At 72.4% G+C, this 12048-nt stretch carries 11 protein-coding genes and 1 pseudogene; all 12 read right to left on the reverse strand.

The annotated features are described in order from the left end of the window. Positions 1 to 12: 12 nt before the first annotated feature. Positions 13 to 204, reverse strand: a pseudogene (locus ACVCAH_RS21585) (class I SAM-dependent methyltransferase); the annotation flags it as partial. 100 nt (positions 205 to 304) lie between these two features. Then, complete coding sequence (locus tag ACVCAH_RS21590; RefSeq protein WP_447137979.1) at positions 305 to 856, reverse strand: acyltransferase; 552 nt, start codon at positions 854 to 856, stop codon at positions 305 to 307. 91 nt (positions 857 to 947) lie between these two features. After that, positions 948 to 2879, reverse strand: coding sequence for a hypothetical protein (locus ACVCAH_RS21595; protein ID WP_447137995.1), 1932 nt, complete (start codon positions 2877 to 2879; stop codon positions 948 to 950). A 223-nt stretch (positions 2880 to 3102) separates the two neighbouring features. Continuing rightward, entirely contained in the window at positions 3103 to 3831 is a 729-nt protein-coding gene (locus tag ACVCAH_RS21600) for a glycoside hydrolase family 26 protein (protein WP_447137980.1), read from the reverse strand. Beyond that, positions 3828 to 4790 (reverse strand): hypothetical protein, encoded by a 963-nt coding sequence (locus ACVCAH_RS21605; RefSeq protein WP_447137981.1) that lies wholly within the window; start codon positions 4788 to 4790, stop codon positions 3828 to 3830. Before ACVCAH_RS21605 ends, ACVCAH_RS21600 begins: the two co-directional genes overlap by 4 nt. Positions 4791 to 4934: 144 nt before the next feature. After that, entirely contained in the window at positions 4935 to 5759 is an 825-nt protein-coding gene (locus ACVCAH_RS21610) for a shikimate dehydrogenase (protein ID WP_447137982.1), read from the reverse strand. Then, the gene (gene mltG, locus ACVCAH_RS21615) at positions 5759 to 6955 is read right to left on the reverse strand and encodes an endolytic transglycosylase MltG (protein ID WP_447137983.1); all 1197 of its coding nucleotides are present in this window, start codon (positions 6953 to 6955) and stop codon (positions 5759 to 5761) included. The genes ACVCAH_RS21610 and mltG overlap by 1 nt, the downstream gene beginning before the upstream one ends. Continuing rightward, positions 6952 to 7413, reverse strand: coding sequence for a Holliday junction resolvase RuvX (gene ruvX / locus ACVCAH_RS21620; RefSeq protein ID WP_447137984.1), 462 nt, complete (start codon positions 7411 to 7413; stop codon positions 6952 to 6954). The genes mltG and ruvX overlap by 4 nt, the downstream gene beginning before the upstream one ends. A 73-nt stretch (positions 7414 to 7486) precedes the next feature. Further along, positions 7487 to 10165 carry an alanine--tRNA ligase gene (gene alaS, locus ACVCAH_RS21625; RefSeq protein WP_447137985.1) on the reverse strand — a complete coding sequence of 893 codons (2679 nt, stop codon included), beginning with the start codon at positions 10163 to 10165 and terminating at the stop codon, positions 7487 to 7489. Then, positions 10162 to 10467 carry a hypothetical protein gene (locus ACVCAH_RS21630; RefSeq protein ID WP_447137986.1) on the reverse strand — a complete coding sequence of 102 codons (306 nt, stop codon included), beginning with the start codon at positions 10465 to 10467 and terminating at the stop codon, positions 10162 to 10164. Before ACVCAH_RS21630 ends, alaS begins: the two co-directional genes overlap by 4 nt. Before the next feature lie 28 nt (positions 10468 to 10495). After that, a complete protein-coding gene (locus tag ACVCAH_RS21635) occupies positions 10496 to 10957 on the reverse strand; it encodes a DUF948 domain-containing protein (protein WP_447137987.1) in 462 nt (153 codons plus the stop codon). A 150-nt stretch (positions 10958 to 11107) separates the two neighbouring features. Further along, entirely contained in the window at positions 11108 to 11707 is a 600-nt protein-coding gene (locus ACVCAH_RS21640) for a hypothetical protein (protein WP_447137996.1), read from the reverse strand. Positions 11708 to 12048: the final 341 nt, after the last annotated feature.

Genomic DNA, 12048 nt, shown 5'->3' on the forward strand with positions numbered 1-12048 from the left:
GATCCGCGTGCCTCAGGGTCTGCGGACCGCGATGATCGATTTCGTCAGGCCGAGCAGCCGCTCGTTCCGGATGACGGCCTCGGGGAAGAGATACCGCAGCTCGGCCCGGCCGATCAGTTCGGTGGTCAGGACCTGGCGCATGGCTGCCTCGTAGGACTTGCCCGGGGTGTACGCCAGCGGCCACTTCCGGGCGACCACCAGCCGGAACCGGTGCAGCGGGACGCGGAGCAGGTCGATCAGGGTGACGGGGCGACCCGGCGGGAACCGGCTCGCGGCGTCGGCGGTCCAGGGACCACCGGGAGCTTCAGTCATCGAACTTCTTCACCATCTGTTGTGGATTACCGACGACCACCACCCGCGGTGGTACGTCCGTACGGACCACCGTCGCGGCGCCCACCACGCTGTCCCGACCGATCCGCACGCCCTTGAGCACCAGCGCGTGGGTGCCGATCCAGACGTTCTCCTCGACCACGATCGGGGCGCGAGTGGCCGGGGCGGGCGGATCGTGCCGCAGTTCGGGGGACAGGTTGTGGAAGTCGTTGTCCAGCAGTTCGCAGTTCGAGAGCAGGCAGCGGTCGCCGATGGTGATCGAACTCCAGGTGCCGATCCAGGTCGCGTTGAGCAGGCAGTCGGCGCCGACCCGGACCTCGCCCGGGCCGGCGAACCGGACCAGCTTGTTGAGCCGGGCGCGGTCGCCGATGCTGACCCGGACGCCGCGGCGCAGCCGGATCCGGCCGCGGATCTCCACGCCCCGCCCGAGGGTCAGCCGCGGATACCGCAGCCGGTACCAGCCGCGTTTGACCGCGAAGGCCGTCCGCGCCAGGAGCCCCCGGCGGATGCCGCCCGCGCCGACCACCGGCCCTCCTCACGTCGCGGGGACCGGCGACAGTGGATCCACCGGCCCGACGCGCACAATCTACCGATCTTCCGTTACGAACCGTAGATGCTTAATGCACGGAGAAGAACATCGACGGAGTTGACCAGGTCAGCCCCGGCGAGGGCGCGGCGATCACCGTGGCCGCCGTACCGTCGACCACCGGGGCGGCCGTCGGGTCGAACGGGACGCCGCGCAGCGTCCCGCCGGTGGAGCCGTACACGATCCGGCCGCCCACCCAGGCCATCCCCCGCACCGCCGACCAGGTCACCCCGGTGGTGGGCAGGCTGAACTCGGTGGCGCCCAGATAGTTGCCGTCGATCTCGAAGTACCGGTAGTAGAGGGCGTTGGCGCCGGCGCGGGTGTAGTAGAGCCGGCCGTCGAGGAAGAAGGCGCCGGTCATCGCCGCCGGGTTGAACCAGTCGTTGTAGCCGGACGCCTCCCACGGTGCGCCGATGGCGCCGCCGTTGAACAGGGAGATGTCGATCCGGCTGCCGGTGGGGGTGCCGGCCACGGTGTGCGACCAGTAGATCCGGTCGGACACCCGCCAGGTCGCGCCGGCGACGGTGTAGTTCGGCTGGCTGACCGTGGCCGGGGCACCCACCGCGGCGCCGTCGAACGGCGCCTTGGCCAGCACACCGCTGCCGGTGCCGAGGTAAAGGTTGCCGGTGGTCGCCGTCGGCGGGTTCTTCGGGGTGATGGTGCGCCCGCCGGCGAGCGGGAACATGCCCAGCCGGCCGTGGTACTCCTCGGCCATCGCGTCCGAGTTCTGCCCGAAGTAGAGCCCGTCACTGCCCCGCCAGAGCACCGGCACGGAAGAGCCCCAGATGGTGGTGCCGGCGGGCATCGAGGCGCCGCCACTGCGGCGCGGGTTCCAGTTCACCGGCAGGCCGGTGGCCGGGGTGACCGCCGCGATGCCCAGCCGGTCCACCGCGCCGTTGCCGGCCCGGTCGCTGGCGTTCGGGTTGTTCAGCCAGCGGAAGTGCCCGCCCAGGTAGATCACCCCGTCGGCCACCTCCACCGAGGTGATGGTGTCGTTGCCGGTGAAGTCGACCCAGGTCGCCAGCTGCCCGCTGCCCCTGGCGGCGGTCTCGAAGCGGACCAGCGCGTCGCAGTACGCGGCCGGCCAGCCGCCGCCGCCGTTCGTGCCGACCACGAACCAGCTGCCGTCGGCGCCGAACTTGACGTCCTGCACGTAGTGCACGAAGGTCGCCGGCGCCGCGCACGGCGGCACGAACTTCTCCGTGCTCCAGTCCAGCACGGTGGGCGTGCCGGTGAGGTCCACCAGCGCCATCTGGTTGCGCGGCAGGCCGTTGACGGACATGAAGTTGCCGCCGACGGCGAGGGTGTCGCCGGCCGGCGTGACGTCGATGGTCCACGCGTACGGGGCCGTGTCGTGCCGCCCGACGCCGATGTTCACGTTGAAGGTCGGGTCGATCGCGCCGGTGCTGGCGTTGAGCCGGCCGAGCCCGGCGTGCGCCGTGCCGTTGAGCCAGTTGAACGCGCCGGCCACGTAGAGCCAGTTGCCGTGCAGCACGAGGTCGCGCACGGTGCCGCCGTCGGAGCGCCCGACCCAGCTGTCGACGATCGCCCCGGTGCTCGGGTTGAGCGCCACCAGGTTGCGTCGGCTCACCCCGTTGACGGTCTTGAACGCGCCGCCGACGATCAGCGTGCCGCCCGGCCCGGCGACCAGCGTGTTGACCGCGCCGTCGAGCACCGGCAGGAAGCTGGTGGAGATGGTCCCGGTGGTCCGGTCGTACCCGAAGAGGTAGCGCTGGGTGGTCCACGCCGCGCTGGCGGTCTGCCGGATCTGGGTGAAGCTGCCGCCGACGAAGACCATGTTGCCGACCTGCGCGAAGGCGCGGGTCTCGCCGTCCCGGGCGTGCGGGGTGACGTCGGCGGGATTGGCCGAGACCAGGGTCGCCGGCGCGGGCACCGGCACCACGGCGGCGGACGCCGCGGCGGGCATGGTCAGCACGGCGGCGACGACGGCCAGCGCGACCATCCCGGCCCAGGAGCGGAAGCCGACGGAACGCCGGGAAAGCGGGAGTGCGGGCACGCGGCGCCTCCAAGGTGGATGAGAACCCGCGTAGCGTGACGCGACGAGCACGGTGGGCGATATCCGCCGATTGGTCGGCCATCGTGTCGACAAGGTGACAGAGCGCGATCACGGTTGGAGGTCCGACGAGCCGTCCGCGCCACCTTCGTCATCTCGTCGCCACGTATGGTCAGCGGCTGCCTCCGGTTGGCTGCCGCAGGTACGCGTCCTGCCCGGCCCGGGCGAACCCGGCCAGCGCCGCGGCGTCGTGGTTCATCGTCATGTTGCAGGTGCTCGACCGGGTGGTCATCCCCGCCGAGTTGAAGTAGACCGCCGCCTTGACCTTCGGGTGCGCCTTCAGCGCCGCCGGGAACTCCTCGAACCAGCGCCGCTTGGCCGACGGGTCGGCCGCGTTGAAGTTGGTGCCGAACTCGGCGAGCATCCGCGGCTTGCCGGCGCCGATGCCGTGCTCGTCCAGCCAGCGGTAGAAGCCGCCCACCGTGGTGCCCGGACTCTTCCACACGGTGCTGCCGTTGCAGACGTGGAAGTTGTACGGGTCGTAGGCGACCCAGTCGACGTAGCGGTCGCCCGGGTAGAGGCCGGCGTAGCGGTGGTGGTGGCCGGACCAGCCCATCATCGTCCACACCCACACCGCGTTGTCCGCGCCGGCGGCGGCGAACCGGTCGTGCACGTGCCGCCAGGCCCGGACGAAATCCGCGTCGCTGCCCTTGGCCGGCTCGTCCTCCGGCTCGTGGTCGAAGCCCATGAAGACCGGCACCCCGGTGGCCCGGATCCGACCGGCGACCGCGTCGATCGTCGCGTCGTACCGGCCACTGTAGACGTCCCGCCAGGTCAGCACCACTCCCGAGGAGAAGATCCGGGACTCCCAGGCGAAGAACATCAGCCGGCCCTCGTTCATCGGCTGCTGCTCGTACCCGTCCGGGAAGGCGCCGTTGCTGCCGGTTTGGAGAAGTCGTGGTAGCGGTGCACGATGTCGAACTTCCGGCCCACCTGCGCCTCCACCTCGGCGACCGCCCGGCCGTGGTCCCACCCGTCGCCCGCGTCGGCCGGCGAGTACATCCACCACCACGCGCCGCAAAACGGCACCAGCTTGTCGGACACCTGGCCGCAGCCGGCGGTCGGCGCGCTCGGCGTCGGGCTCGGCGTGGCCCGGTTCGGGCTCGGGCTCGGCGTCGGCCGCGGGGCGCTGGTGGTCGGCGCGGCGGACGGGCTGGCCGGGGTGGTCACCACCGGGTCGGGCCGGGTGCCGACGTCGTAGCGGACGACGAGGCGCGGGCGCAGGTCGGGCTCGCGGTTCTCGCTCGACGCCCAGTAGGTCCGGGTCTCCGGGCCGGTCTGCGCCAGCGAGACCGTCCAGGAGCCGTTGCCGCGCACCAGCTCCGAGACGTCCCACTCGTTGAAGCCCCGCGCCACGCCGGAGACGGTGTCCAGAGTGGCGCCCGCCGGCACCGGCGCCGGGCGGGCCGCCCGGGCGTCGAGCCGCGAGGCGTGCGCGGTGACCGTCGCGGCGGACCGTTGCCAGGCGTGCACCCGCAGGGTGGACCGGACGTTGACCGCGTTCGCCGGCAGGCCACCGACGGTGAACCGGATGACCGCCTCCCGGGCGCCGCGCGGGTTGCCGTCGCAGCGGGCCGGACAGGTCGCCAGCGTGCTCTTCACGCTGTTGTCCCCGTCCTGCGGCACCGCCGTGGCGGTGGTGTCGGCGCTCGCCCGGACCGAGAAGTCGTCGGCGGCCAGCAGCGGCATCATGGTGGCCGACAGACCGGCCACCACCGCCGTGCCGAGGACGCCCAGCAGCACCGCCTTACGGCGGGGGCCGCTGGGCCGGGTGAGCCGGTGCAGTCCGTGCCGGGCCAAGGCCAACTCCTTGTGTCCGAAGTGGTGACGCTCAGCAGCGTATCGACGGTCACGGTACGTCGTGGCGAGGACAGCGGGACGTAAGCGCGTCTTAACCGACAGCTAAGGACCGGCACGGGACCCGGCCGGGAGCGGTTGGCGGCGTCAGTAGGCCCGGGCCGCGGCGAGCGCGGCGGCCATCGCCTCCCGCGGTGCCGGGACGCCGGTGAACTGCTCGAACTGGCCGACCGCCTGGGCCAGCAGCAGGTCGAGCCCGGAGACGATCCGGCAGCCGGCCGCTCGGGCCGCGGCGGCCAGCGGGGTGGGCCACGGGTCGTAGAGCGCGTCGAAGAGCACGGTCTCCGATCGCCAGGCGACCGCGTCGGCGAGCGGGTCGGCGACCCCCTTCGGCACGGTCGAGACCACCACGTCGGCCCGGCAGAGGCCGGCGGCGTCGGCCCAGGGCGCGCCGGTCGTCGACAGGCCGACCGCACCCGCCACCGGGCGCAGGTCCTCGACCGCCGCCGGCCGGCGCGCGACCACGGTCGCGTCCCGGGCGTCGAGGCGGGCCGCCGCGGCGAGCGCCGCGCGGGCCGTGCCGCCCGCACCGAGCACCGTCACCGTGGCGCCGGGTCGCACCCCGGCCCCGCTGAGCACCTCGACCATGCCCGCGACGTCGGTGTTGTCCGCGTACCACCTGCCGTCGGAGCGGCGGACCAGCGTGTTCGCCGCGCCGACGGCGGCGGCGACCGGCGAGGCCTCGGCGGCCACCGCGAGGGCGGCCTCCTTGCCCGGCATGGTCACCGAGAGCCCGGCCCACTCCGGGCCCAGGTCGGCGACCAGGTCCGGCAGCTCCGCCGCCGCGCACTCGATCCGGGTGTACGACCACCCGGTCAGCCCGGCCGCCGCGTAGCCGGCGTTGTGGATGACCGGGGAGAGCGAGTGCGCGATCGGCTTGCCGAGCACCGCCGCCCGCCGTCGGTGCGCCATCAGATGATCCCGGCCTCCCGGGCCTTGGCCATGTTGCGCTCGTGCTCCGCGAAGGTCTCGGCGAAGGCCGAGTGACCCTTGTCGTCGATCGCCACGAAGAAGAGCCACTTCCCGGGCGGCGGGTCCATCGCCCCCTCCAGTGCCTGCTTCCCGGGGTTGTTGATCGGGGTGGGGACCAGGCCCTTCAGCTTGCGGTTGTACGGGTTCTTCGGGTTGTCGAGCTCGGCGGCGGTCATGTCGGCGGAGCGCTTGGTCGGCTGCCCGGTCAGCTCCAGGTAGTAGTTGACCGTCACGTCCATCTCCAGGCAGTTGCAGTTGAACTCGCCGAACACCCGGTTGTAGGCGACCCGGGCGACCTTGCCGAGGTCGTCCTTGTTCCCCGCCTCCGCCTGGGCCAGCGACGCGACGATCAGCGCCTCGTACGGGCTGATCCCGCCGCGCTCCTTCTGCACCCGGTCGGCGAACTCCATCTGCCCGGTGACCGCCAGGAAGTTGTCGACCATCAGCTTGAGGATGCTCTCCGCGGTGGCCTTCGGCGGGATCTCGTAGGTGTCCGGGAAGAGGAAGCCCTCGATCGACGGCTTGACCCTCTTGCCGTCGGTGCGCTTGAACCACCAGTCCGGCACGCCGAGCGCGACCGGGTCCTTCGCCGCTGTCTCGAACTCCTTCACCGGGATCTTGGTCTTGTCGCTGAGCAGCTTGTAGACGTTCTTGGCGGTCCGGCCCTCGGGGATGGTGAGCCCGTTGACGACCCGGTTCTTCGGGTCGAGCATCGCGGTGACCGCGCTCACCCCGCTCATCTGCTTGCGCAGCTTGTACAGGCCCGGCTGGATGTTCTTGCTGCGGGAGTTCTCCGCCGCCGCCTCGATGAACGCCTTGGGGCTCTTCACCACGCCGGCGGTGTGCAGCGCGTCGGCCATGTCGGCGATCAGCGCGCCCTGCTTGATCTCGACGTTCACCTCACCGGTGCCCGTGCCGTCGTAGTCGGGGGTGACGAAGTAGTTCTGGATCCGGTCGAAGCCGTAGAAGGCACCGCCGCCGATACCGCCGAGCAGCACCAGGGCCAGCAGCAGGGCCAGGACGGTCTTGCCCCGGCCACCGGAGCGCCCGTTGCGCTTCTTGACGAAGCCGCGCCGGTGCCGGCCCTTCTCCCCCCGATCCTGCTCGTCGAACCCGAGGTCCAGATCGTCGATCATTGCGTCCGCCTCCGCTGCGCGTCTAGCCAGCTCTGCAGAATCTCCACTGCGGCAGCCTGGTCGACCACCGCCCGTTGCCGTTTCCCCCGGACACCACGCTCGGCAAGCCTACGAGACGCCACGACCGTGGACATCCTCTCGTCGGTGAGCGCTACCGGAACAGGCGCTATTACATCCGCCAAGCGGTCAGCGTACGCCTTCGCATGGACGGCGGCCGGACCGTGCTTGCCGGCGAGGTTGACCGGAAGGCCGACCACCACCTCCACCGCCTCGTGCTCCGCGACCAGGGCGGCGAGCTCGGCGATGTCACTCGGCACCGCGTCGGGCGCCGCGCCGAGGTCGCGGGCGAGGGTGACCAACGGGGTGGCCAGCACGCCGTGCGGGTCGGAGCGGGCGACCCCGACCCGGACCTGCCCGACGTCCACGCCGAGCCGGACGCCTCGCGACAGCCCTGTCACCGAGGGTCACCGCCCCCGGAAAGCGAACCAGGGCGGACCGGTGTGGTCCGCCCTGGTCGGGGATGGCCACCCATCACGCCTCGGCGATCGCCTTCTCGACCGTGAGCAGCAGGTTCGGCGCCTCCGCCGCCGGCAGGCCGCCGCCCTGGGCGAGGTCGGGGCTGCCCCCGCCACGCCCGGAGAGGGCCGCCTTGACCAGGTCGGCGGCGGCGATCCCCCGGCTGCGGGCGGCCGGGTTGACCGCGACCACCAGGGACGCCTTGCCACCCGCCCGGGCGGCGACCGCGACCACCGCCGGCCGGGCCGGGTCGATCTTGCCGCGGATCTCCTGGGCCAGCGTCCGCACGTCGTTGCCGGCCGCGCCCTCCGGCGCCTCGGTGCCCACGTACGCGATCCCGCGCACGTCCTTGGCCTGCGCGGCGAGCGCCGCCGCGCCACCGAGCACCAGCTGGGCGCGGAGCTTCTCCAGCTCCTTCTCGGCGTCGCGCAGCTGGGTCACGGTCTGCTCGACCCGGTCGGCGACCTGGTCGCTGGGCACCCGGTACAGCTCGGCGAGGCGGGCGACCAGCAGGTGCTCCCGGGCCAGGAAGTTGAACGCGTCCATGCCGACCAGCGCCTCGACCCGGCGCACCCCGGAGCCGATCGACGACTCGGAGAGGATCTTGACCAGGCCGAGCTGGCCGGAGCGGGCCACATGGGTGCCGCCGCACAGCTCCCGGGCGTAGTCGCCCACCTCGACGACCCGCACCTCCTCGCCGTACTTCTCGCCGAACAGCGCCATCGCCCCGATCCGGCGCGCCTCCTCCAGCGAGGTGATGAAGGCGTGCACCTCCAGGTCGGCCAGGAGCACCTCGTTGACCTGCTGCTCGACGTCGCGCAGCACGCTCGGCGCCACCCCGGTCGGGGTGTTGAAGTCGAACCGCAGCCGGCCCGGAGCGTTCAGCGAACCGGCCTGCGTGGCGGACTCGCCGAGGAAGTTGCGCATGGTCTGATGCACCAGGTGGGTGGCGGTGTGCGACCGGGAGATGGCCCGCCGCCGGCTGGTGTCGATCTCGGCGAAGCCGGTCTGGCCGGGACGCACCTCGCCCCGGACGACCCGGGCCCGGTGCACGATCAGCCCGGGCACCGGCTGCTGCACGTCGAACACCTCGACCTGGCCGTCGCCGACGGTGATCATGCCGAGGTCGGGCTGCTGCCCACCACCCTCGGCGTAGAACGGGGTGGCATCGAGCACCAGCTCGACGGTGTCCCCCTCGACCGCCGCGCCGACCGGCCCGGCCGTGCCGAGCACCGCCCGGACGGTCGACTCCCGGGAGACCTCGCTGTAGCCGGTGAACCGCACCGGGCCGCCGGCGTCGAGCACCCCGCGGTAGGCCGACAGGTCGGTGTGCCCGGTCTTGCGCGCCTGCGCGTCGGCCTTCGCCCGGGCCCGCTGGTCGGCCATCAGCCGCCGGAAGCCCTCGGCGTCGACCTGGAGCCCCTGCTCGGCCGCGATCTCCAGGGTCAGGTCGATCGGGAAGCCGTACGTGTCGTGCAGCTGGAACGCCTTCTCGCCGGAGAGGCTCCGGCCACCCGCGGTCCGGGTCTCCGCGATCGCGGTGTCCAGGATCGTGGTGCCGGCGCGCAGGGTGGACAGGAAGGCGTCCTCCTCCGCGTACGCGTAGTCGGCGATCCGGTCGAACTCGGTGGCCAGCTCCGGGTACGACGGGGCCATGCAGTCCCGCGCCACCGGCAGCAGCTCGGGCAGCGCCCGGTCCTGCCAGCCGAGCAGCCGCACCGCCCGGATCGCCCGGCGCATGATCCGGCGCAGCACGTAGCCGCGCCCCTCGTTGCTCGGGGTCACCCCGTCGCCGATCAGCATCAGGGCGGTGCGCACGTGGTCGGCGATCACCCGCAGCCGCACGTCGTCCGGGTGCGACTCGCTGGCGACGTGGCCGGAGTGCGCGCCGTACCGTTTGCCGGTCAGCTCGGCGGCCTTGTTCAGGATCGGCCGGACCTCGTCGATCTCGTAGAGGTTGTCGACCCCCTGCAGGATCGACGCCATCCGCTCCAGGCCCATGCCGGTGTCGATGTTCTTCGCCGGCAGCTCGCCCAGGATCGGGTAGTCCTCCTTGGTGGTGCCCGGGCCCCGCTCGTACTGCATGAAGACGAGGTTCCAGAACTCCATGTACCGGTCCTCGTCGACCGCCGGGCCGCCCTCGCGGCCGTACTCCGGTCCGCGGTCGTAGAACAGCTCGGAGCAGGGGCCGCACGGGCCGGGGATGCCCATCGACCAGAAGTTGTCCGCCTTGCCGCGGCGCACGATCCGCTCCGCCGGCACGCCGACCGAGCGCCAGATGTCGTACGCCTCGTCGTCGTCGAGGTAGACCGTCGGCCAGATCCGCTCCGGGTCGAGGCCGAAGCCGCCCTGCTCCTGGGACTTGGTGACCAGGTCCCAGGCGAGCGGGATCGCCCCCTCCTTGAAGTAATCACCGAAGGAGAAGTTGCCGTTCATCTGGAAGAACGTGCCGTGCCGGCTGGTCTTGCCGACCTCGTCGATGTCCGGGGTGCGGATGCACTTCTGGACGCTGACCGCGCGCCGGTAGGACGGGGTCTGCTGGCCCAGGAAGTAGGGGACGAACTGCACCATGCCGGCGTTGACGAACAGCAGGTTCGGGTCGTTGATGGCGGGCAGCGGAGCGGACGGCACCACGGCGTGGCCGTTCGCCTCGAAGTGGGCGAGGTACCGCCGCTTGATCTCCGCCGTCTTCATCGCTGGTGTTCCTCCGGAAAGATTTCTCGGTCGCCGATGCGCGGGTCCTCCCGCAGGTCGGCGAACTGGTCGTCGTAGGTCTCGCCCCGGGCGAACGCCTCGTGGATCTCCTGCTCGCGCTCGGCCATCCCGGTCCGGACGTCCTCCACGAAGCTACGCAGCGACTCGACCAGCCCGCCAGCCGATTCCGACACTGTGCTGGCGATCCCGGCCGGCGTGTACGCCTGCGCGGTGCGGGTCGCCTTGCGGACCACCACCACGCCGACGGCCAGCCCGATGCCCAGCCAGAACAACCGCCTCATGCTCTCAACCTCCTGGTCGCCGGGCGGGTCAGCGGTCGCCGCGGCGGGCGGCCCGACGCTGCTGCTTGATGGTGTCGCGCACCTCGCGCTCGGTCTCGGCGTGCCGGCGGGCGGCGGCGGCCTTGCGCACGCCGTAACCGAAGGCCGCCACCTTCACCAACGGGTTGGCGGCGGCGGCGGAGACGACGGCGGCGAGATTCGCCACGTTCGCGGTGATGTTCTGGGCGTGGCCGGTCATGGTGTCGACCTTGGCCAGTTGCAGGTTCACCCCGTCCAGCGAGGTCTGCACCTGCTCCAACGCGGTGTTCACGTTCTTCACCGTGGCGTTGACGTCGCCGAGCAGCGGGGCGGTGCGGTCGTTGAGGTCGTTGATCATCCGGGTGGTGGCGTCCACGGTGTGCCGCAGCCGCAGGATCGGCAGCGTCAGGATCAACACCAGCATCGCGAACGCGATCGCCGCGATCAGTGCCGCGACCTCTCCATAGTCCACGCCTGTCCTCCTCAAGCAGGGGTTCCGCGGACCGGACGTCCGCGAACCGCACGACCCTTACCCATGCCGGCGCTCGGCGACCCGTGACGGGCCGGCGGGAGCAGGCGGGCCCGCCAGCCCCAGACCCTACCGTCCGTGATGGAAACCGGCTCAGGACGGTGAGGGTGTCACTTCGCCCAGTGGATCCTCGCTGAGGGTCGGGAACGGGTCCTCCCCGGTGAGCGACGGGTCGGTGCTCGGCTGTGGCCGGGTCCGCTCGTCGTCGATCGCGTTGCGGACCTTCACCGACACCAACGATCCGGTGCACCCCTGCGCTGCGGCCGACGGGCTGGGCGAGGGCACCACGGCCGGCTCGCCGTCGACCGGCGGCGGTACGCAGGTCGGCTCGCGCACCCACAGATCGAGGGTCAGCTCGTCGCGTCGCCAGCAGGTGTAGCTGCCCTTCGCCGGTTCCTCCGGGCAGCGGGTCACCTTCCACGGGCGCCAGCCGTCGGCGGCCAGCGCCTGTTCGTAGGCCTTGGCGGTGTCCTCCGGCGACCCCTCGGAGGTGACCGTGCGTTCGCGCAGCCGGCAGTCGAGCAGGCACCAGCGGCTGCCGCTGACGTCGTCGACCGTCTGCACCGCCGCCCAGCTCGGCACGTCCAGCTGGTCGAGGGTGTCGAACACCGGGTCGCGGCTCAGCGTACGGATGCCGAAGTAGAGCGGGACGGCACCGAGCAGCACCAGGCTCACCAGGGCGAGCACGGCCATCCGCAGCCGGCGCCGCTCCCGCATCTGCCGGCGCAGCTCGGAGCGGGCGCCACGCAGGCCCCCGGCGGCGGGATCGTCCTCCGCCACCGGGTCCGGGTCGGCGGCCCGGCGCAGCGGCGGTCCGCTCACCGGCTCGGGTTCCGGCCGCCCGACGGCCGGCTCCGGCGGACGGACCGCCGCGGCGGCGCGGGCCACCGCGGGCGGCTCGCCGGCCGGGCCCGGCGGCGGCACGGGCGGGACACCGGAGGGCTCCGGCCGGCCCGGCTCCCGGTGCGGCGGGGCGGCCCGGCCCAGGGACCGGTCCTCCGGCCCGGGTCGGGTCGGGCCCGCTGCCGGGGGCG

Source organism: Micromonospora sp. LZ34, from assembly GCF_052981855.1.